Raw genomic sequence first — 20,671 nt, forward strand, 5'->3', positions numbered from 1 at the left:
CGCCTCACATCCGCAGCAGCGCCTGCCGGTCGATCTTTCCCGTCCCCGTCTTCGGCAACTCGTCGATGAAGATCACCTCGCGCGGATATTTGTAAGGCAGCAGCTTGCCCTTCACATAGTCCTGCAACCGCCGCGTCGCTTCGCGCTGGTCGGCGGCGCGGCTGTTCATCACAACCACCGCCTTCAGCGTCATGCGACGGTCGGGCAGCTCGGCCGCGAACACCGCGCATTCGCGGATGTCGGGGTGATCGGCGAGGCAGAGCTCGACCTCGAGCGGGTAGACCCATTGGCCGGAGATCTTGATGAGATCGTCGGCACGGCCGCGGAAGAAGTGGAATCCGTCGGCATCGCGGACGAAACGGTCGCCGGTGTAGATCCAGCCGCCGTCACGGATGGTCTCGGCGGATTTGTCCGGCCGGTTCCAGTACAGCGGCGTGTTGGAATCGCCGCGGACCCACAAGATGCCTTCCTCGTCGTCGGCGACGTCGCGGCCGTCCTTGTCGCGCAGCGCGACCTCGTAGCCGGGCACGCGCAGACCAGCGGCGCCGAGCTTCTTCCGCTCGGGGCGGTTGGAGAGGTAGATGTGCAGCACCTCGGTCGAGCCGAGTCCTTCGACGATCTCCAGGCCCGTGAGCGTCTTCCAGCCATTGAAGACGTCGGCCGAGAGCACCTCGGCGGCAGAGAGCGCGATGCGCAGCGAGGCGAAGTCGGTCTCGTGCGCGCCCTCGGCCTTGGTCAGCGACGTGTAGAGCGTCGGCAGGCCGAAGAAGACCGTCGGCTTGTACTGCTCGATCGCCGAGAAGATCGATGCGGGCTTCGGCTGGCCCGGCAGCAGCAATGTCGCCGCGCCGGCCGAGAACGGGAAGGTGACGGAGTTGCCGAAGCCGTAGGCGAAGAAGATCTTCGGCACCGAGAAGCAGATGTCGCCGGGCGCCAGCTTCAACACGTTCTGCGCAAAGGCCGCCTCGCTGTAGGCCATGTCGTGCTGGAGATGCACGATGCCCTTGGGCCGACCGGTCGAGCCGGAGGAGTACATCCAGAACGCCATCTCGTCGCGATGCGTGTCGGCTTCCGTCAGCTCGGCCGGAAATTGCGCGAGCCAGCCGGCGGCAGCAACGGCGCTCGGCGCGGCGTGATCGCCCGCCGCGCCGTTGACGACGATCAGGGTACGCAGATTCGTGTCCTTGCAGGCTTCCGCATTGAACCGCGCACAGAACTCGGCGTCCGCCACCGCAACAGCGGCGCCGGAATCGGTGAGATAGAATTGCAGCAGATCCGGCGGCGTCAGCGTGTTGATCAGCAGCGGCACGAAGCCGGCGCGCACGGCGCCGAAGAACGCTGCCGGGTAGGCCGGCGTATCGTCGAGGAATAGCAGCACGCGATCGCCGCGCTTCAGGCCGAGCGATGCAAAGCCGTTGCCCCAGCGGCAAGCCTCTGCACACAGCTCGGCATAGGTCCGCCTGCCCGCGGGACCGATCAGCGCGGGCTTGTCGCCGCGGCCCTTGCCGAGATTGTCGAACAGCACGCGGCTGGCGTTGTAGACCAGTGGAACGGAAAAGCCGATCTCGCGCGCGCCCGGACTGTCGGCGGGCACCTGATCGCAAATCTGGTTGCTCATGCCTCGTCTCCGCCGTTCTTTGCGGCTTCGTAGCGCGCCATGAAGGCCGGCGACATCGCGCGCAGGCGGGAGTCGTCGATGCGGCCGGAGCGGGTGATGTAGCTGTAGGCGAAGTCCATCAGGCCCTGCTGCATATGCTGGGCAAAGTGCTCGTACCAGAACGCGCTGGTGCGCGCAGCATTGACGAGCTTCTGCACCACCGGCTTGCGCGCCGCCTGGTAGCGATGCAGCGCGGTCGAAAGATGCGCGTCCGATTCGAGCGCCTTGACCAGCGCAATGGCGTCCTCGATCGCGAGCCGCGTGCCCGAGCCGATCGAGAAATGCGCCGAGTGCAGGGCGTCGCCGAGCAGCACCATGTTCTTGAACGACCAATGCTCGTTCCAGACCCACGGAAAGTTGCGCCAGAGCGATTTGTTGGAGACGAGACAATGGCCGCCGAGCGTGTCCGCGAACACCTCCTCGCAGACGCCCTTGGACTGCTCGACGTCCTTGTAGGCAAAACCATAGGCCTGCCATGTCGCGTGGTCGCATTCGACCAGGAAGGTGCTCATGGTCGGCGAGTAGCGGTAGTGGTGGGCGTTGAAGGCGCCGCGGTCGGTCTTGACGAACGTCTGCGACAGCGTGTCAAAGCGCTTCGAGGTCCCGTACCAGACGAACTTGTTGGAGGAGTAGGACAGCGAGGTGCCGAAATCGCCCTCGAAGGCGCGGCGCACCAGCGAGTTCAATCCGTCCGCGGCGACGATCAGGTCATGCCCGTTGAGCTGGTCGATCGTGTGGATCTGGGTGTCGAAGCGCGGGGTGACGCCTGCATCGAGCGCGCGCTGCTGCAGGAACCTGAGCAGCTCGAGCCGCCCGATCGAGGAGAAGCCGACCCCGTCGATGGCGACGCTGTCGCCGCTCAGGTTCAGAGTGATGTTCTCCCAGCTCTCCATATGCGGCGCGATTGCGTCGACCGTCTCGGGGTCGTCGGCGCGCAAAAATTCCAGCGCCTGGTCGGAGAACACGACGCCAAACCCCCAGGTCGCGTCGGCCGGGTTCTGTTCGAACAGGTCGACTTGATCCTCGGGGTGACGCTTCTTCCACAGATAGGCGAAGTAGAGCCCACCGGGCCCCCCGCCAATCACGGCGATCCGCAACGTCTGCCTCCCTATTTGACAGTATACTTACTATCTAGGGGTAGACTAATGGGCTCCGGCTTCCCGCGCCAGCGGAATTATCAGCAAGGCAAGGCGCGCCGAAACTCGCTCCAAACACACGTTTGGCGCGTGTCCGAAACCATTACGTTCGGAGCATAGCCAAACCGCAACGGCTTGGCTATCCGCGCATCAGACGCAGCGCTTCACGTAGACCCCGTTCACCAGCACCCGGGTGCAGCGGACCACCGGAACCGGCTTGCGGACCACCACGGCCGCGTTCGGCCCGGCGCAGCCGGCGCGATAGACGCCGCGCGCGCACACCACCGCGTTGGCATCGGTGGCCTCGATCGTCATGGTTGCCGCGAAGGCGAGGAGTGCGGAAGCGATAAGCAGCAATGAACGCATGTTGTTCTCCTGATCTTGTCGTGATCGAAATCGATTGTCGGCAAATTCCGCGATTGTCGTCGTAGGCGTGCGAAGCTCCTTCACGCACGCCGCCAAGCGCTATCCGCGCTTCCGTGCGCGCAGTCGCGTGTCGATCCTATCGCGCCGCGAACGGCGCCAGCACGTCCTTGCAGGCGGGCGACAGCGACGCGGCATTGCCGGCGATGCATTGCACGATGCGGCCGCCGCCGGGCGCGACGCCAGCGCACAGCGTGCGGATGTCGGCGCCGCAGGCCGAGCGGACGATGAACAGCTCTTCGCGCGGACGCAGCGGGCGCAGAACGATCACGGCTGGCGCGGCCGCCGGTGTTGCCGCCGCTGCAGGAGCTGCGCCCGCGGGCGCTGCCGTTGCTGCCGTTGCTGCCGCGCCGCCGCCGGCCGCGGCGCTGAGGGCCTTCCCACAGGCGGGAGAAACTTTTGCCTTGTTCTTCTCCAGGCATTCGAGCGCGGGCGCGCCGCCCGGCGGCACGCTGGCGCAGACCTTGGGATAGTCGGAGCGGCATGCGCTCTTGACCGCTGCAACCTGCGCGCTGCTCGGCTGCTTGGCGGCCGCTGCGGCGGCCGGCTTGGTCGGGGGGGGCGATTCAGCCTTCGGCGCGGCAGGCGCCGACTCAGCCTTGGGTGCAGCTTCCGTCTTCGGTGCGGCTGGCGCCGCTTCGGTCTTTGCCGGTTCGGATTTGGCGGGAGCGGCTTCGGTCTTCGGAGCTGCAGCGGGTTCGACCGCGCGAACCGCGGTCTGGCATCCGGGTGACAGGCTGGACATGTTCTTCGCCAGACATTGATACGCTTCCACGCCACCGGGGGTAACGCTCGAGCAGTGCGCCATGAAGTCCGAGCGACATGCGGACCGGATCGCGCTCTTCTGCGCGTCGGTCGGCGCTTGCGCGAACGCGCCTGTTGCAGTTGCGAAGAGCGCTGCCGCGAGCAACGCCGTGCGCGTTGATGCGTGTTTCAACGTGTTGAACATCTGAGTGAATTCCTGCCCTGCCGGTAACGACGACGTTTTTCAAATGTGATGCAAGCGCAATCGTCGCGAGTGATGCCTCGCGAGCGGTATCTTTGGCCGCTTTGGCCTCTACCGCAAGTAGATTATGCCTGCGCAAATGCGACGTAACTACGTCGTCAGAGCTTGACCATGCGCTTGCCGCGGTTCTCGCCGGCGAGCAATCCGATTAGCGCCTTCGGCGTGTTCTCGAGGCCGTCGATGATGTCCTCCTGCACCTTCAGCTTGCCGGATTTCACCCAGCCCTGGAGATCGGCGAGCGCGCGCTGGCTCTCCTTCATGTAGTCCATCACGATGAAGCCCTGCATGACCAGCCGCTTCACCACGATCAGGCCCGGCACGCCGCGCGGACCGTGCGCGGACGGTGCGCTGTCATATTGCGAGATCGCGCCGCAGCAGGCGATGCGGCCGTAATTGTTCATCTGCGGCAGGCAGGCTTCCAGAATGTCGCCGCCGACATTGTCGAAATAGACGTCGATGCCCTTTGGCGCAGCCGCGCGCAGCGCCTTGAAGACAGCACCATCTTTGTAATCGACGGCGGCATCGAAGCCGAGTTCGGAGGTCAGCCAGTTGCACTTGTCGGCGCCGCCGGCGATGCCGATCACGCGGCATCCCTGGATCCTGGCGATCTGCCCGACGATCGAGCCGACCGAGCCCGCGGCTGCCGAGACCACGACCGTCTCGCCGTCGCGCGGCTTGCCGATTTCCAGCAGGCCGAAATAGGCGGTGAGGCCGGCGATGCCGAACACGCTGAGCAGATGCGTCATCGGCTCGAGCTTCGGCATCTTGGTGAGATGCTTGGCCGGCACTGCGGCATATTCCTGCCAGCCGGTGTCGCCGAACACGATGTCGCCTGCTGAAAGGCCCGGCGCCTTCGAGCTGACCACTTCGGCGATGGCGCCGCCGGCCATCACGCTGTTGGCTTCGACCGCCGAGCGATAGGTCGCGCCGTGCATCCAGGCGCGGTTGGCCGCGTCGAGCGAGATGTAACGCACGTGCAGCAAGGCCTCGCCGTCCTTCGGCTCCGGCAGCGCGCCTTCGACCATCTTGAAGTGCTCGGGGCCGAGCTTGCCGCTGGGCTTTTCCACCAGAAGAATCTGGCGATTGACGCTGCCGCTCATGGCGTTTCCTCTTCGCTTGGTTGACGATTATTGATGCAGCAGCCGCAAAGAAAACGTGCAGGCCGCATTCGTTGTGCGCTGCATGAAGGCTAGATCGCGGCCGCCAGCTTCGCAACGGGAACATCCGCCCTGGCGCCTGCACGCCAAGCGTGTTGCGTCATCGTCATATCTGCGACATCATGAAGCGGCCGGTGTAGCGGGGGTCGTCTATGTCGAACAGGTTTACGCAATACATCTTGGTGGCGATGGTGCTGGGCATCATCATGGGCGCGGCGATCTACAATTTCCTGCCCGACACGCGGGGCGACTGGGCCTCGTCCATCAATCTGATTGCGGTGATTTTCCTGCGCCTGATCAAGATGATCATCGCGCCTTTGGTGTTTGCGACCCTGGTCGGCGGCATCGCTCATATGGGCTCGGGCTCCAAGCTCGGACGCATCTTCGCCAAGACCATGGGCTGGTTCGTCAGTGCTTCCTTCGTCTCGCTGATGCTCGGCCTCGTGATGGTCAATCTGCTCCAGCCCGGCGCGAACTTCCCCGGCACGCTACCTGACAAGGCGCAGTCGACCGGCCTGCCGGTGTCCGCCTTCTCGATCGAGAAATTCCTCACCCATCTGATCCCGACCTCGATCGCGGACGCGATGGCGCAGAACGAGATCCTGCAGATCGTGATCTTCGCCGTGTTCTTCTCGGTGGCGATGGGCTCGATGCCCGAGCGCTCCAAGCCGATCCTGGCGCTGATCGACGATATCGGCCACATCATGCTCAAGGTGACCGGCTATGTGATGCTGTTCGCGCCGTTCGCGGTCTGGGCCGCCATCACCGCGACCGTCGCCAAGAACGGCCTGCTGGTGCTCTGGAAGCTCATCGTCTTCATGGGCGGCTTCTATCTCTCGCTGATGATCCTGTGGGGCATTCTGGTTGTCGTGGGCTTCATCGTGATCGGGCCGCGCTACAGTCATCTGTTGAAGCTGATCCGCGAGCCGCTGATGATCGCGTTCTCGACCGCGAGCTCGGAAGCGGCCTATCCAAAGACGCTGGAGGGCCTCAACCGCTTCGGCGCCTCGTCGCGGATCTCGAGCTTCGTGCTGCCGCTCGGCTATTCCTTCAACCTCGACGGCACGATGATGTACTGCACCTTCGCGAGCGTCTTCATCGCGCAGAGCTATCACATCGACATGCCGCTCGGCACGCAGCTCGCGATGCTGGCAACGCTGATGATCACCTCGAAGGGCGTCGCCGGCGTGCCGCGCGCCTCCCTCGTGGTGATCGCCTCGACGCTGTCGCAGTTCGGCATCCCCGAGGCGGGCCTGCTCATGATCATGGGCATCGACACCTTCCTCGACATGGGCCGCAGCGCCACCAACGTGATCGGCAACACGCTCGCGACCTCGGTCGTTGCGAAATGGGAAGGCGAGCTCGGGCCGGAGCATGCGATGGGCCCCGGCGACGCCGTGCCCGAAGACATGGTTCCTGGCGAAGTACCCGCGATGGCCGGCCATTGAAGGGAAATCGACATGCGCCTTTCAACGGCGATTTCGGGCGGCCTGTTGCTGGCAGCGTGCCTGCTGGCAACAGGTGCCTCCGGCCAGACCGGCGGCAGCGAAGGGCTTAGCCCGACGCTGCTGGCCATCAAGAACGCGCATACCGTGCGGCTCGGCTATCGCGAGAGCTCGCCGCCGTTCTCGTTCCTCGACCAGGCCAATCGCGCGATCGGCTACAGCCTCGAGCTCTGCGAGGCCATCGTCGAGGAGATCGGTGTCGAGGTCGACGATCCCAACTTGAAGATCGACTACGTCAAGGTCACCTCGGACGACCGCATCGACGCCGTGCTCCAGAACAAGATCGACCTGGAATGCGGCTCGACCACTGCCAATGCCGAGCGCGCCAGGCGGGTGGCATTTTCGCCGCTGATGTTTGTCGCCGGCACCAAGCTGATGGTGCCGAAGGCGTCGAGCGTCCAGTCGCTGACCGATCTGAAGGGCAAGACCATCGTGGTGACGAAGGGCACCACAAACGAGCAGGCGATCCAGGCGGCCGACAAGAAGTTTTCGCTGGGGCTGAACATCGCTGTTGGCGCCGACCACGAGCAGTCGTTCCAGATGCTCGCCGACGGCAAGGCCGATGCGTTCGCGACCGACGACATCCTGCTCTTCGGTCTGATCGTGCGCCACAAGGCCCAGGACAAGTTCCGCGTCACCGGCGATTACCTGTCCTACGATCCCTACGGCATCATGTTCCGCAAGGGCGAGCCGCAACTGTCGGCCGTGGTCGAGCGAACCTTCCGCAGGCTAGGCTCCAACCACGACCTCGTCCCGCTCTACAACAAATGGTTCACCGCAAGGCTTCCCACCGGCGAACGGATGAACGTGCCGATCTCGCTGCAGCTCGAGGAAGCCTTCAAGGCGATGGACGATTCGGCGAGCGCGAATAATTAGTGCTTTCTTCCTTCTCCCCTGCCGTCTTCAGCTCCAAAAGCCAATAGCGCAACAGGCCCCTTGTGGGAGAAGGTGGCGCGTATTTCGCGGCAAGAATTCAATCAACGTGCTTCGCCAAACACCCGATCCAGCGCCGCATCGTACGTCTTCTGAACCAGCTCCGGATGCAGCTTTGCCAGCGCTTCCATCATCACGCCGGAGTTGATTTCCAGCACCTGCCAGGCGCCATCCACGCGCACCACGTCGATCGACGCGAAGGCAATGCCGATGGCGCGCGCGGCATCGACCGCGAGCTTGACGCAGGCCGTGTGAACCTCGCCGTCCTCCATGAGTACCGGCTTTGCGCCGGCATCGAGATTGTGCCGCCAATCCGAGCCACGCTGCTTGCTGTAGACGACGAGGGGCTCATCATCGAGCAGCACCACACGGACCTCGCTCTCGATCGCGACATAGGGCGAGATCACGAGCCCTGCGTTCATCGAAAAGACCTCGCCGACCGCGTGGTCGAGCTCCGCCTCCGTCGTCACCTTGAAGACGGATCGTCCCGACGTCCCCTCGTTCGGCTTGACGACCACGCCTTTCGGATTGTCGTGAAGCAGCACCAGCATTGCCTCTCGCCAGGCGGCACCAACAACATTCCGGCCCAGCTTCGGATTCAGGAAGAGGCGATGCGGAATGTAAGGCACGCCCTCGAGCGCCAGCACCTCGGCGGTGGCCGATTTGTCGTTGGCGAGGCGGTGCGCGATGGCGCTGTTGAGGCCGATGTCATAGCCGAAGGCGAAATGGCGCGTTTCGCCCCGGCGCATCGCGAGCAGCCAGCCATCGGCGCGGACACCGAGCCTGATGCCGTGGTTCGCGCAATAGCGCTCGATCGCCTGGACGAAGATCCGATCACCGCTCGCCATGTGCCTTTGTCGCCAGTTCCAGACGCTCCTGGCGCCAAAAGCCGCAAAAATGCGGGAAACGGCGCCGAACCGGGGTGGAAATCAGAGCTATTCTTAATGAAATTCTCGCGAGCGCCACGGAAATTAAGTGCTGTATTCGAGCCCCGGCGGGAAAAGAAATTGCCCTCCGCATGCGCCAGACAGCAGATCCATTAATGATGTGACCATTTCCGCCGCAAATGCCGGTTTGACCGGCATCAATTGCATCCGGAACGAGGTTGATTATTGGTCTCAATGGCGTAGATCACACACGCGAAATCCTCCGCCATGGCAATGGTGTCCGCCCCGTTTCAGGGGCCGGGCAACGCTTTTGCCCTAAAACCGCAATTATTCGGAATATCGAAAATCATGAGCGCGTTTTACCGAGAGAAGGTTCTTTCCGTCCAGCACTGGACCGACACGCTGTTCAGCTTCCGCGCCACGCGCGATACCGGCTTCCGCTTCCAGAACGGCCAGTTCGCGATGATCGGCCTCGAGATCGACGGCCGTCCGCTGCTGCGCGCTTACAGCATGGCGAGCGCCAATCACGAGGAAGAGCTCGAGTTCTTCTCGATCAAGGTTCAGGACGGTCCGCTGACCTCGCGTCTGCAGAGGATCAAGGAAGGCGACACCATCCTGGTCGGCCGCAAGGCGACCGGCACGCTGATCACCGACAACCTCATTCCCGGCAAGCGGCTGATGCTGCTCTCGACCGGCACGGGCCTCGCGCCGTTCGCCAGCCTGATCAAGGACCCCGAGGTCTACGACCAGTTCGAGTCCATCGTGCTGGTGCACGGCTGCCGCCAGGTCTCCGAACTCGCCTATGGCGAGAAGCTCGTCGCTTCCTTGCGCGAAGACGAGCTGTTCGGGGAGCTGCTTGCGGACAAGCTCGTCTACTACCCGACCGTGACGCGCGAGCCGTTCAAGAATCGCGGCCGCATCACCGACCTGATCAACTCCGAGCAGATCTTCAACGACATCGGACAGGGCCCGCTCGACATCGCAACCGACCGCATCATGATGTGCGGCAGCCCGGCGATGCTGGAAGAGCTGAAGGTGATGTTCGAGGGCCGCGACTTCGTCGAGGGAAGCGGCAACAAGCCCGGCCATTTCGTGATCGAGAAGGCGTTCGTCGAGCGGTAGGCCCTCTCGGTGTCGTCCCGGTTTTCGCCAGGACGACGGCTGTGGGTAAAGCGCCCTGACCGGTTAATGCCACGTCATCCTCAACCATTTCATATTGCACCGCAGCAGCCCGCCCATCGGGCTGATTGATTTGTCTCGGCCGAATTCGCTAGCCTGAAACAAGGGCCGCGTCATATCCGTATGACAGGCGCGGGCGTATCGTGCCGCCTCATGCTGGCGAGAGGATGGGAATCGTGGCCGACGACAACAAGACGCAGGAATCTCCGATAGCCGCAGCGCCCAAACGGCTGCCGCTGGCGGAAGAGGGGATCATGGAAACCCTGCTGCTGCCATTCTCCCCGCGTTTCATCGTGCTGACCATCTGCGCGGTCGTCACCGCGCTGCTGATCGGCATCGGCATCGCCGACCGCAAGATCTTCGACATCCTGCTGATCCCTACCCTGATCTTCGGCGCGCTGACGCTGCTCGGCGTCCGCGATCTCATGCAGAAGGGCCATGCCGTTCTGCGCAACTATCCGATCTCGGCACATATCCGCTTCCTGCTCGAAGAGATTCGTCCGGAGATGCGGCAGTATTTCTTCGAGAGCGAGAAGGACGGCATGCCGTTCTCGCGCGACATCCGCGCGCTGGTCTATCAGCGCGCCAAGATGCAACTCGACAAGCGTCCGTTCGGTACCCAGGAGGACGTCTACCGCGACGGCTATGAATGGATGCATCATTCGGTCTCGCCGAAGATGCATGCCGAGGAGAAATTCCGCGTCACCATCGGCGGATCGGAGTGCACGAAGCCGTATTCGGCCTCGGTTTTCAATATCTCCGCGATGAGCTTCGGCGCGCTCAGCCCGAACGCGGTGCGCGCGCTGAATGCCGGCGCCAGGAAGGGCGGCTTCGCACACGATACCGGCGAGGGCGGCTTCAGCCCCTATCACGCAGAGATGGGCGGCGACATCATCTGGGAGATCGGCTCGGGTTATTTCGGCTGCCGCCATCTCGACGGCAGCTTCGATCCGGAGGCGTTCGCGCGCGTCGCAAACCACGACCAGATCAAGATGGTCGAGCTGAAGATCAGCCAGGGCGCCAAACCCGGCCATGGCGGCGTGCTGCCGGCGGCGAAGGTTTCCGAGGAGATTTCCAAGATCCGCGGAGTCTCGATGGGCGAGGACTGCATCTCGCCGGCCTCGCACCGTGCCTTCTCGACACCTGTTGGCATGATGCAGTTCATCGCCGAGATGCGCCGCCTCTCCGGCGGCAAGCCGGCGGGGTTCAAGCTGTGCATCGGCCATCCCTGGGAATTCCTGGCGATCTGCAAGGCGATGATCGAGACCGGAATCTATCCCGACTTCATCGTCGTCGACGGCAACGAGGGCGGCACCGGCGCGGCGCCGCTGGAGTTCATGGATCATCTGGGCATGCCGATGCGCGAGGGCGTCAATTTCGTCCACAACGCGCTGATCGGCATCAACGCCCGCGACCGCATCAAGATCGGCGCGTCCGGCAAGATCGCCACCGCCTTCGACATGGCGCGGGCGATGGCGATCGGCGCCGACTGGTGCAATTCGGCGCGCGGCTTCATGTTCTCGCTCGGCTGCATCCAGTCGCTGAGCTGCCACACCGACCGCTGCCCGACCGGGGTCGCGACCCAGGATCCGACCCGCGCGCGCGCGCTCTATGTGCCGCTCAAGATCGACCGCGTGCACAATTATCACCATGCGACGCTGCACTCGCTGACCGAGCTGATCGCCGCGGCCGGCCTCGAGCACCCCCAGCAGCTGCGCCCGATCCATTTCAGCCAGCGCACCTCGACGACCGACGTGAAGTCCTTCGCGCAGCTCTACCCGGCGCTGCGTCCGGGCGAGCTGCTCGAAGGTACCGAGGACCCGCGCTTCCGCGACGCCTGGCGGATGGCGCGGGCGGAGACGTTCCAGCCGGCGCTGTAGGCGCCGGTCCACCTTGCAAGGCCGCAGCACCTGACGCGAGAATGCGTCGCGACCAGGGCTGCGTTTAACGCTTGGTTCAACTTTGGGTGTAGATTGTCCCCATGGACGAGCGGCGCGACAAGGCAAGGCATCGCGTGTTGAAGGCCGGAACGATCGAGTTCGGCGGCGGCGCGATCGACTGCACCATCCGCAACCTCTCCGATACAGGCGCCGCGCTCGACGTCACCAGCCCCGTTGGCATCCCCGACCATTTCATCCTGGTCGTCCAGGCCGGCGGAACCCATCTGTCCTGCACCGTGGTCTGGCGCAAGGAAAAGCGGATCGGGGTGAGGTTTGGATAGGGGCTCTGCGTCCGACGCGAGCTCGTGACCCTTGCTCCCGCGGTCGTCCCGGCGAAGGCCGGGGCGCATACCGCGTGACTTATCGCCAATGCGCAGGCAGCAGCACCGCGTAACTCTCAGTCTTCGCCAAACTCAATTGTATGGTTATGGGTCCGGCCTTCGCCGGGTCGACGAGACCAGCTCACGCCGCCGCCTGCTCGCCCCGCCTGCTCGCCAAAATCTTGTCGATCCTTCGCCCGTCGAGATCGATGACCTCGATGTGCCAGCCGGCGAAGTCGAACGCATCGCCGACATTGGGCAGCACGTTGAACTGCTGCAGCACCAGCCCCGCCACCGTGTTGTAGCGGTGCGGCGGCAGCTCGACGCCGAGCAGCTCGCCGAATTCGTCGACCGGCATCCAGCCGGAGATCAGAAGTGAATCATCGGCACGCCTGACATAGGCCGGCTCCGGCGGTCCCTCTTCGGAATGGAACGCGCCGACGATCGACTCGAGGATGTCGGCAGTGGTCACCATGCCTTCGAAGCCGCCGTATTCGTCGTAGACGAGACCGACGTGAACCGGCGCGGCTTTCAGGATGGCCAGCACGTCGCGGGCATCCGCCGACGCCGGAATGCCGGGCGCCTCGCGCACGAGCGCGCGCAGGTCGGGCGTGCGTTCGTTCATATAAGCGATCAGCAGGTCCTTGGCCTGGAGCACGCCGATCGGCTTGTCGCGATCGCCGTCGGAGACCGGAAAGCGCGAATGCGGGCTCTTCACGATGATCTCGTGAATGGCCTCCGGCGTATCGTTCAGGTCGATCTCGTTGACCTCCGTGCGCGGCGTCATGATCGCGCCGACCGGACGGTCGCCGAGCCGCATCACGCCGGCGATCATCTCCTTTTCGCCTGATTCGAGCACGCCCGCGCTTTCGGCCTCGCTGACGAGATGATGGATCTCGTCCTCGGACACCTTCTCCTCGGCCTTGCCACCGCGGCCGAGCAGCGAGAGGATCAGCTTGCCGGAGAGATCGAGCAGGAAAACCAGTGGCAGCGATATCCGCGCCAGAACGTGCATCGCGGGGGCGACCATGACCGCGACGCTCTCGGGGTCGCGCAGCGCCACCTGCTTCGGCACCAGCTCGCCGACGATCAACGTCGCGTAGGTGATGAGCGTGACGACGATGCCGACGCCGACGATGTCGGCGATCCCTGCGGACAGGCCAAGCTCGACCAGGGATTGAGTCAGCCGTTGTCCGAGCGTCGCGCCGGAGAACGCGCCCGAGAGCACGCCGACCAGCGTGATCCCGATCTGCACCGTCGAGAGGAATTTTCCGGGATCGGCCGCCAGCGTCAGCGCGCGCTCGGCGCCGCGCACGCCCTTGGCCGCGAGCAGCGACAGCCGGGCCGGGCGCGACGAGACCACGGCCAGCTCGGACATGGACAAAAGGCCGTTGATGACGATCAGGACGACGACGATGACGAGTTCGACCGAGAGCATTGACGTTCCGAGGTAAGGGAGTGTGGCGCAGATGGCGGCGCAGGCCTTGATATAGTTATTCCGGGGACGAAATGCCGGTGATTCTGTCGCATCCTTTGCTCCGAGGGAACCTCGGGTCCCAACTGTTCCGGAAGGCACTCGACGCCGACCCCCGCGGAACTACAGGCATGCCGTGCTTAACGGGCTCTTAGTGGCCACCCGCTAGGTTCTCGACATTTGCAGGAATGTATTCGGGGATCAGGATGCGGATCGGGAAGCTCTTTGCGCTGTCGATGCTGACGGTGACGGTATTTGCAGTCATCCTAGGCGCCGAGGTGCTGATACCCCAGGCGCGCATCTTCACGAACCGCTCCGACGCGATCAAGACGGTCGATGCTTTTGGTGCGACCCTGATGGTCAGCCAGCAGGTCGCCGGCCTTCGTGCCCCCTACATCTCCCCGATCTTCCAGGAGAACCCTGCGACACAGGCCCAGATCGAAGCCGCCGCGAAGGCCTCGAAGGCGGCCGATGCCGCATTCGAGGGGGCACGGCGCGCCATCATGGTGCTGGACGACGCCGGAGCGATGATCGAGAACCTGGACCGTGCCGCGCGGCGGCTCAAGGATATCTACACCGCGGCAGATCGCGCGATGAGCGTTCCGCTGGCGTCGCGCGACGGGGCTGTGATCAAGGGCTTCCTTCCGGGCGTTGCCGAGGTCATCGGCGATATCGAGCCGATCATGAACAGGCTCGAAGCGAAGGTCATCAATGCCGATTCCTCGCTTGCCGCGCTGTTGAGCCTGGCGCGAACGGCGCAGGATCTGCGCGTCTCGGCCGGCAGCCGCGCCGCGACGCTGTCGCCGGCGCTGAGCGCACGCCGCCCGATCACGGCGGCCGAATTCTCGCTGATGGATCGTATGCAGGGGCGTGTCGAGGCCGACCGCGAGCGCATCGAGGCCGGCATCGACCAACTCGGAAGCCCGCCTCGCATCGCCACCGCGCTGAAGGCGGCGACGGACTCCTATTTCGGCAAAGCGGCTGCTGCCGTGGACAAGGAGATGCCCGCGGCCCGTGGCGACGGCAAGTACGGCATCAACGCCGAGGAGCTGGCGAAGGTCATCGTGCCGGCCATCCAGATGTTCTACGCCGTGCGCGACGCCGCGCTGGCCGAAGCTGCCGAGCGCGCCGCGGCCGCGCGCGATGGTGCGCTGGCCATGCTCGCGCTTGCGGGCGTGGCGGTGCTGGCGCTGCTCGGGACGCTCGGTGGGGTGACCATGATGCTGCGCAGCCGCGTGGTGACGCCGCTGAGCCGGCTCGCTGACGTGATCGGAACGCTCGCCGCCGGACGGCACGAGGTCGAGATCCCCGCGACGGGGCGCAATGACGAGATCGGCCAGGTGGCGGGCTCGCTCCGGCACTTCAAGGATTCGCTCTCCGCCAAGAAGGCCGCCGACGAGGCGGCCGCGGCCGAAGCCGAGGCGAAGCTCCGTCGCAGCCAGCGCATGGACCAGATCGCGCGCGACTTCGAAGCCATGATCGGGGACGTCATCAACACCGTCGCGTCGGCATCTTCGGAGCTGGAGGCCTCAGCGGGAACGCTGACGAGCACGGCCGATCGATCGGAAAAGGTCACCGCGACCGTCGCCGCCGCGTCCGAGCAGGCCTCCACCAACGTGCAGACCGTTGCCGCTGCCGCGGAGGAAATGGCGTCCTCGGTCGACGAGATCAGCCGGCAGGTCCAGGACTCCGCGCGCGTCGCCGGCGAGGCGGTGCAGCAGGCGGGGCGAACGAACGAGCATGTCGGCGAGCTCGCCAAGGCCGCCGGCCGGATCGGGGACGTCGTCGAGCTCATCAGCCAGATCGCGGGCCAGACCAATCTTCTGGCGCTGAACGCCACCATCGAGGCGGCGCGCGCCGGCGAGGCCGGGCGCGGCTTCGCCGTCGTCGCCTCCGAGGTCAAGGCGCTGGCCGAGCAGACCGCCAAGGCCACCGGCGAGATCAGCCAGCAGATCGCGGGAATCCAGACGGCGACCGAGGATTCGGTCGGCGCGATCAAGGCGATCGGCGACACCATCACCCGCATGTCCGAGATCGCGTCTGCGATCGCCTCGGCGGTCGAGGAGCAGGGCGCGGCGACGCGGGAGATTTCCCGCAACGTGCAGCAGGCGGCGCGCGGCACCCAGCAGGTCTCCGCCAGCATCGTCGACGTGCAGCGCGGCGCGAGCCAGACCGGATCGGCATCCTCGAACGTGCTTGCGTCAGCCAAGTCGCTGTCTGGCGAGAGCAGCCGCCTCAAGGTCGAGGTCGGGAAGTTTCTCGACGCGATCCGGGCCGCGTAAGGGGCGCGATCAGAACTCGCCGTGGAGGCGGCCTGAGAACACCGACACCGGGCCACGATCCGCGTTGTAGGCGGGATTGACGATGAGCTGGTAGTCGGCGGTGAAGGTCAGCGCCTTGTTCAGTGCGTAGGCGTAATAGGTCTCCAGCACGCGTTCGCGGCGGTAGTTGAGCTGGCCGTCGCCGATCAGCGGACCGAGACCGCCGGCGGCGATGAAGTCGCGATGGTCCTGCGAGAGGCCGTTGATGGCGCCGGCAATGGCGACGACGTCGTCGGGCCGGCCCCATTTCGCTCCCTTCACCGAGACGCCGCCGGACAGGCTGCGGTCGATGTCCGTGAACGCCATGATCTCGTTGCGGCCGTCGTTCCAGCTCCAGCGGCCGAACACGCCGATGTCGTCGGTCATCGCCTGTTCGAGGTTGAGCGCGTAGCCGTATTTGAGGCGGCCGCGGCGGGTCTGGCTGATGTCGAGGTTGAGCAGGGGATTGTCCAGCGTCTCGCGATAGCTGCCGGAATAGGCGCTGTTGACGAAGCCGAGCGTGCGCAGCTTGCCGGGCAGGCCGAACAGCGAATAGCGCGTCTCCAGCTCCATCACATATTCGCCGCGGCGGCCGATGTTCATGTCGAAATTGCTCGAGTTGGACTGGGCGTCCATCAGGAAGTAGCCGGCGCGCAGCGCCCATTGCTTCTGGTTCAATTCGGCCGTGGCGCCATAGCCGAGGCCGAGCTTGTCGGCGGCATAGTCGAAGGCGCCGGACGCCCAGATCGACCAGTTCATGAAATCCTTGCGCGGGTCGTGCGCGTAGGAATTGCCGTCGAATACGTCGACCACGGAGAATTTGCCGACCTGCAAGGTCAGGCGCGACACGTCAACCTTGCTCGCGAGCTGAAGCTGGCCGCTGGCAAGCTCTTCCTGCTCGCCGCCGAAGCCGAAGGTCTGGCGCACGAACAGGCGAGAGGCGTTGAAGTGCGGATAGGGAAAGCCGGATTTTTGCGCTTCGCCGTTGGGAAAGCCGGCGGCGCCCGTCGTGTTGTTGAAGCCGAAACCCTGCAGCAGCTCGGGATTGAAATAGACCTCGCCGCCGTCCCACAGCCGCGCATTCAGATACAGCGAATTGCTCCATGTCTGCTGGAAATCCGGGGAGGGGAGCAGGCTGTTCGGTCCGGTATAGGGCGCGTGGAACGCGGGGTAGCCCTGCCCCAGCACGGTCGACTGGCCGTGAATCTCCCAGCGGCTAGACTCGGTGTCCGTCACATCCGACTTCGGGTTGTAGGTCGGCACGCCCGGCCAATCGATCTTGCGATTGAGGCCGATGCGCAGGCTCTGGAAATCCATCGACGACGAATACTGCGCGCCGGAGGGGAAGGTGATGTTGGCGTTGTCGAACTTGCTGTAGAGATATTCGAGCCGCGCGCTCCAGTGCGGCGCGAAGGCATATTCGACTCCGCCGCCGGCAGTCCAGCCGAACCGCGTGTGCAGTACCTTCTCTTCATTGCCGCCGGTCGGTGTCGAAAGAAAACGCTCGCCGGTGAAGGCCGCGCCGCCGGTTGCGTAAAACAGCCAGTTGCCGCTGGTGTAGCCGAGCCGGGCGCGCAGGCTTGCGACATAGTCCCAGCGCTCCTCCGTGCTCGACAGCACGGTCGCCGCCGATGACACGACGTGGTTGGACGGCAGATAGTTCGGAAACGAGATGTCGCCTTCGACGCCGAGCAGGAGCCCTGAGTTGAGGCGCCAGTTATAGCCCGCCTGCACGCCGCCGGTCGCGCCGGTGAACACGTGATTGTTGGTCGCGAGCGTGGGATCGGTCAGTGTCGCCGAGGACGTGCCGCGGGTGGCACCGAAATGCGCGCCGATATAGAGGCCGGTCCAATCGTAGACCGCCTTCAAGGCCGGTGCCTTCAGCGGCAGGTCGGCCGCACGGCCGGTGGCGGGAAGAGCCAGCACGCCCGAGGCAATTGCCGCGGCCGTCCGCAAATACCGGTGTCGGTGATTTCTCAACGTCAAAACGCACGCCCCCAAAAGCGAATGTGTCCCACCCGCCGCGATGTATCCCTGCCGATTCGCGGCGGCCCTGTCATCAGGCCTCGGTTGCTGCCGGGATCGAGCGAGATGACCTCGATCCGACCCGACTTCTTCCAAGCCCCTGAGCTTGTTGCGAACCTTATTGCGATTAATTCGCAATAGCAACTAGTGCGGATTGCCGCAGGTGATGGTTCGCACCTCGGTGTGACGGGACTGCAACAATTTCCCGGGCCCCAAAACGGATGACCCCGCCCGGGGGGACATCCGGGCGGGGTCGGGGGCACGACACGGGGTGGATGAGGCGCCCGTGTCGGACGCGGATCCACTTGAGATCGGCCTCAGGTACTCAAATCAGTAGCAGCTGCGAACGCGGCCGATGTACTGGCCGAAAGCGTTGTACTGGGCGACCCAGCCGCAGCGGTGATAGCCGTAGTAATAGGGGTCGTTGCTGGCGGCGATCGCGGAGCCGACGACGGCGGCGGTGGCAATGCCCAGGCCGACACCGACACCCCAGCCGAGCGGCTTGGCTTGCGCCTGCGAGGTGGTGGCCACGACGCTGCCGGTCAGGGTGAGCGCGGCGAGGGCAACAGCGAAAATCTTGGTCTTCATCGACATTGGAAACTCCATCCGGGTTGAGGCGGTCCGTTGTGGCCCGCGTGCCCAGTTGGACGGAGGCTCCCCGCGTCCGGTTCGAAACCGGCAAAAGCGGGGGTGGAATCCGGCTCTTTCCCGAACGATTCCAGGAGGATGGGAGCTAGCCGAGGGGGCCCTTGGCGAGCCTGTTCACGTCGAAGTTATCGACCTCGGCCAGCAGCTCGCAAAAGGCGCGGGCGCCCTGGTCGATCAGCTGCTCGCCCTTCGCGGCCACGGCCAGCGTCGCATTGCCGACCGCGCCGCTTGGGTTGAGGTCCTGCGCCTGCCAGGCGAACGGCGCCGGCCGCTGCGTCGACAGCCAGCGATATTGCTGCTCCATCGCGATGCTGCTCGCGGGAAAATCCGCGATCGCATCCATGCGCACCTGATCGGGATAGCGTGCCAGCATGATCGAGGTCTCGACCGCGCCGCCGTGGATGCCGTGGCGCACTTCATCAGCCGGGAACAATGTGTCAGCTCCCGACAGCCGCGACCACGACGTCGTCACCACAAAGAGTTTGTGATGCGCGCGCAGATCCTGCGCGACCAGCATCATGGCCGCGCTGTTGCCGCCATGGCTGGTGATGATGACGAGCTTCTTCACGCCGCGCCCGGCGACGTCCTCGCCGATCCCCGTCCATCTCTTCAGCGCAATGTCAGTCGGCAGCGTCTGCGTGCCCGGATAATCGAGATGCTCGGTGGAAATCCCGACCGTTTCAACGGGGAGGAACGTCGCCGGAATGTCCGCGGGCAAAAGCTCGCGCACGCGCGCCAGATAGGCGTCCGCGATCAGCACGTCGGTTGCGAGCGGCAGATGCGGGCCGTGCTGCTCGGTCGCCGCCAGCGGCAGCACCGCGATCCAGCGTGACGCGTCCGCTGGGCCGGTATCGGCCCAGTGGATCTCGGTCCAGTCGCGGGACGGCATCATCAAGTTTTCCTTGGAATTTTTCTTGGAGGTTTCTTTGCCCGAATTTGTCACGTAATTTGGGGTATCAGGGGACGCGGGCCCGGCCGGCTCGCGTCCCCGAACTTCTTGCGGTTTTATCGCGTTGGTTCGACATCGACCAGCCACGATCGACGGAGTCCCATCATGAGCCCCTCTCATCTGCGGCGAACGTTAACAGCGGGCTTGATGGCCGCTTTGGTTTCGATCGTCGCGGCGCGCGCCGAGACCCTGGACAAGGTCAGCTTCGGCACCAACTGGGTCGCCGAGGCCGAGCATGGCGGCTTCTTCCAGGCGGTCGCCGACGGCACCTACAAGAAATACGGCCTCGACGTCACCATCGTTCCCGGCGGGCCGAACGAGAACAACCGGATGCTGCTGATCGCCGGGAAGATCGATTTCTTCATGGCCGCGAACACGCTGATGTCGTTCGACGCGGTCGCCAACAACGTCCCGGTCGTCACCATCGCCGCGGTCTTCCAGAAGGATCCGCAGGTGATGCTGACGCAGCCCGACGCCAAGGTCGCCAAGATCGAGGACCTCAAGCCGCTGACGCTGTTCGTCTCCAAGGAAGGCATGACCAGCTATTTCCAGTGGCTGAAGTCCGAATACGGCTTCAGCGAGAAGAACGTCCGTCCGTATAATTTCAATCCGCAGCCTTTCATTGCCAATCCGAAGAGCGCGATGCAGGGCTACGTCACCTCCGAGCCCTTCGCGGTCGAGAAGGCTGCCGGCTTCAAGCCCAACGTTCTGCTGCTCGCCGATTACGGCTTCAACACCTATTCGACCCTGATCGAGACCCGCCGCGACGTGGTCGAGAAGAAGCCGGACCTGGTGCAGCGCTTCGTCGATGCCTCCATGGTCGGCTGGTACAATTACATCTACCGCGACAATTCCGCCGGCAACGCCATGATCAAGAAGCTCAATCCGGAGATGACCGACGAACTGCTCGCCTATTCCGTCGCCAAGATGAAGCAATACGGCATCGTCGATTCCGGCGACAGCTTGAAGGACGGCATCGGCGCCATGAGCGACGAGCGCTACACCTCCTTCTTCAACAAGATGGTGAAGGCGGGCGTGGTGAAGGCGGACCTCGATTTCCGCAAATCCTATACGCTGCGCTTCGTCAACAAAGGCGTCGGCGCCGAACTGCGCCCCGGCAAGCCGTAGCGCA

At 64.5% G+C, this 20,671-nt stretch carries 17 protein-coding genes; 7 read left to right on the top strand and 10 right to left on the bottom strand.

The genetic code is table 11. The features are described from left to right. Positions 1–4 precede the first annotated feature (4 nt). The 5 genes from NR187_RS00975 to NR187_RS00995 form a co-directional block, all read right to left on the bottom strand. Positions 5–1,618 carry a benzoate-CoA ligase family protein gene (locus NR187_RS00975; protein ID WP_256805512.1) on the bottom strand — a complete coding sequence of 538 codons (1,614 nt, stop codon included), beginning with the start codon at positions 1,616–1,618 and terminating at the stop codon, positions 5–7. Next, a complete protein-coding gene (locus NR187_RS00980) occupies positions 1,615–2,754 on the bottom strand; it encodes an FAD-dependent monooxygenase (protein WP_211386217.1) in 1,140 nt (379 codons plus the stop codon). The genes NR187_RS00975 and NR187_RS00980 overlap by 4 nt, the downstream gene beginning before the upstream one ends. A 189-nt stretch (positions 2,755–2,943) precedes the next feature. After that, positions 2,944–3,159, bottom strand: coding sequence for a hypothetical protein (locus NR187_RS00985; RefSeq protein WP_211386218.1), 216 nt, complete (start codon positions 3,157–3,159; stop codon positions 2,944–2,946). A gap of 136 nt (positions 3,160–3,295) precedes the next feature. Continuing rightward, the gene (locus NR187_RS00990; RefSeq protein WP_256805514.1) at positions 3,296–4,165 is read right to left on the bottom strand and encodes a hypothetical protein; all 870 of its coding nucleotides are present in this window, start codon (positions 4,163–4,165) and stop codon (positions 3,296–3,298) included. Between the two features lie 155 nt (positions 4,166–4,320). Further along, positions 4,321–5,322 carry an NADP-dependent oxidoreductase gene (locus tag NR187_RS00995; protein WP_211386220.1) on the bottom strand — a complete coding sequence of 334 codons (1,002 nt, stop codon included), beginning with the start codon at positions 5,320–5,322 and terminating at the stop codon, positions 4,321–4,323. A gap of 209 nt (positions 5,323–5,531) precedes the next feature. On the opposite strand from NR187_RS00995, the gene NR187_RS01000 reads away from it, so the two are divergent. Together NR187_RS01000 and NR187_RS01005 are read left to right on the top strand one after the other, a co-directional pair. Next, a complete protein-coding gene (locus tag NR187_RS01000; RefSeq protein WP_211386221.1) occupies positions 5,532–6,827 on the top strand; it encodes a dicarboxylate/amino acid:cation symporter in 1,296 nt (431 codons plus the stop codon). Between the two features lie 12 nt (positions 6,828–6,839). Next, on the top strand, positions 6,840–7,760 hold the full coding sequence (locus tag NR187_RS01005; protein ID WP_211386222.1) for an amino acid ABC transporter substrate-binding protein: 921 nt from the start codon (positions 6,840–6,842) through the stop codon (positions 7,758–7,760). A 101-nt stretch (positions 7,761–7,861) separates the two neighbouring features. Here NR187_RS01005 and NR187_RS01010 read toward each other — a convergent pair whose 3' ends face one another. Further along, complete coding sequence (locus NR187_RS01010; RefSeq protein ID WP_256805515.1) at positions 7,862–8,665, bottom strand: RimK family alpha-L-glutamate ligase; 804 nt, start codon at positions 8,663–8,665, stop codon at positions 7,862–7,864. 387 nt (positions 8,666–9,052) lie between these two features. Between NR187_RS01010 and NR187_RS01015 the strand changes: the two genes are divergently transcribed. From NR187_RS01015 to NR187_RS01025, 3 genes are all read left to right on the top strand, one after another. Beyond that, positions 9,053–9,826 (top strand): ferredoxin--NADP reductase, encoded by a 774-nt coding sequence (locus NR187_RS01015; RefSeq protein ID WP_256805516.1) that lies wholly within the window; start codon positions 9,053–9,055, stop codon positions 9,824–9,826. A gap of 224 nt (positions 9,827–10,050) precedes the next feature. Further along, positions 10,051–11,763: an FMN-binding glutamate synthase family protein gene (locus tag NR187_RS01020; RefSeq protein ID WP_211386225.1), complete on the top strand. Its 1,713-nt coding sequence runs from the start codon at positions 10,051–10,053 to the stop codon at positions 11,761–11,763. Between the two features lie 101 nt (positions 11,764–11,864). Then, the gene (locus NR187_RS01025; RefSeq protein ID WP_256805517.1) at positions 11,865–12,104 is read left to right on the top strand and encodes a PilZ domain-containing protein; all 240 of its coding nucleotides are present in this window, start codon (positions 11,865–11,867) and stop codon (positions 12,102–12,104) included. Positions 12,105–12,285: 181 nt separating this feature from the next. Here NR187_RS01025 and NR187_RS01030 read toward each other — a convergent pair whose 3' ends face one another. Then, the gene (locus tag NR187_RS01030; protein ID WP_256805518.1) at positions 12,286–13,581 is read right to left on the bottom strand and encodes a hemolysin family protein; all 1,296 of its coding nucleotides are present in this window, start codon (positions 13,579–13,581) and stop codon (positions 12,286–12,288) included. Between the two features lie 242 nt (positions 13,582–13,823). Between NR187_RS01030 and NR187_RS01035 the strand changes: the two genes are divergently transcribed. Next, complete coding sequence (locus NR187_RS01035) at positions 13,824–15,899, top strand: methyl-accepting chemotaxis protein (RefSeq protein WP_256805519.1); 2,076 nt, start codon at positions 13,824–13,826, stop codon at positions 15,897–15,899. Positions 15,900–15,908: 9 nt separating this feature from the next. Here NR187_RS01035 and NR187_RS01040 read toward each other — a convergent pair whose 3' ends face one another. The 3 genes from NR187_RS01040 to NR187_RS01050 form a co-directional block, all read right to left on the bottom strand. Then, positions 15,909–17,873: a carbohydrate porin gene (locus NR187_RS01040; protein WP_256805520.1), complete on the bottom strand. Its 1,965-nt coding sequence runs from the start codon at positions 17,871–17,873 to the stop codon at positions 15,909–15,911. A gap of 399 nt (positions 17,874–18,272) precedes the next feature. Beyond that, complete coding sequence (locus NR187_RS01045; RefSeq protein WP_256805521.1) at positions 18,273–18,536, bottom strand: hypothetical protein; 264 nt, start codon at positions 18,534–18,536, stop codon at positions 18,273–18,275. Between the two features lie 139 nt (positions 18,537–18,675). Continuing rightward, positions 18,676–19,482, bottom strand: coding sequence for a creatininase family protein (locus tag NR187_RS01050; RefSeq protein ID WP_211386231.1), 807 nt, complete (start codon positions 19,480–19,482; stop codon positions 18,676–18,678). Positions 19,483–19,644: 162 nt separating this feature from the next. On the opposite strand from NR187_RS01050, the gene NR187_RS01055 reads away from it, so the two are divergent. Further along, positions 19,645–20,667, top strand: coding sequence for an ABC transporter substrate-binding protein (locus NR187_RS01055; protein WP_256805522.1), 1,023 nt, complete (start codon positions 19,645–19,647; stop codon positions 20,665–20,667). Positions 20,668–20,671: the final 4 nt, after the last annotated feature.

Origin of the sequence: Bradyrhizobium sp. Bra64, assembly GCF_024519875.1 — a bacterium.
GTDB lineage: Bacteria > Pseudomonadota > Alphaproteobacteria > Rhizobiales > Xanthobacteraceae > Bradyrhizobium > Bradyrhizobium japonicum_G.

Excerpts from the sequence above, each read along its gene's own strand:
- NR187_RS00975 (WP_256805512.1), bottom strand. The coding sequence starts at position 1,618 with ATGAGCAACCAGATTTGCGATCAGGTGCCCGCCGACAGTCCGGGCGCG.
- NR187_RS00985 (WP_211386218.1), bottom strand. The coding sequence starts at position 3,159 with ATGCGTTCATTGCTGCTTATCGCTTCCGCACTCCTCGCCTTCGCGGCA.
- NR187_RS00990 (WP_256805514.1), bottom strand. The coding sequence starts at position 4,165 with ATGTTCAACACGTTGAAACACGCATCAACGCGCACGGCGTTGCTCGCG.
- NR187_RS00995 (WP_211386220.1), bottom strand. The coding sequence starts at position 5,322 with ATGAGCGGCAGCGTCAATCGCCAGATTCTTCTGGTGGAAAAGCCCAGC.
- NR187_RS01000 (WP_211386221.1), top strand. The coding sequence starts at position 5,532 with ATGTCGAACAGGTTTACGCAATACATCTTGGTGGCGATGGTGCTGGGC.
- NR187_RS01005 (WP_211386222.1), top strand. The coding sequence starts at position 6,840 with ATGCGCCTTTCAACGGCGATTTCGGGCGGCCTGTTGCTGGCAGCGTGC.
- NR187_RS01010 (WP_256805515.1), bottom strand. The coding sequence starts at position 8,665 with ATGGCGAGCGGTGATCGGATCTTCGTCCAGGCGATCGAGCGCTATTGC.
- NR187_RS01015 (WP_256805516.1), top strand. The coding sequence starts at position 9,053 with ATGAGCGCGTTTTACCGAGAGAAGGTTCTTTCCGTCCAGCACTGGACC.
- NR187_RS01020 (WP_211386225.1), top strand. The coding sequence starts at position 10,051 with ATGGGAATCGTGGCCGACGACAACAAGACGCAGGAATCTCCGATAGCC.
- NR187_RS01025 (WP_256805517.1), top strand. The coding sequence starts at position 11,865 with ATGGACGAGCGGCGCGACAAGGCAAGGCATCGCGTGTTGAAGGCCGGA.
- NR187_RS01030 (WP_256805518.1), bottom strand. The coding sequence starts at position 13,581 with ATGCTCTCGGTCGAACTCGTCATCGTCGTCGTCCTGATCGTCATCAAC.
- NR187_RS01035 (WP_256805519.1), top strand. The coding sequence starts at position 13,824 with ATGCGGATCGGGAAGCTCTTTGCGCTGTCGATGCTGACGGTGACGGTA.
- NR187_RS01045 (WP_256805521.1), bottom strand. The coding sequence starts at position 18,536 with ATGTCGATGAAGACCAAGATTTTCGCTGTTGCCCTCGCCGCGCTCACC.
- NR187_RS01050 (WP_211386231.1), bottom strand. The coding sequence starts at position 19,482 with ATGATGCCGTCCCGCGACTGGACCGAGATCCACTGGGCCGATACCGGC.
- NR187_RS01055 (WP_256805522.1), top strand. The coding sequence starts at position 19,645 with ATGAGCCCCTCTCATCTGCGGCGAACGTTAACAGCGGGCTTGATGGCC.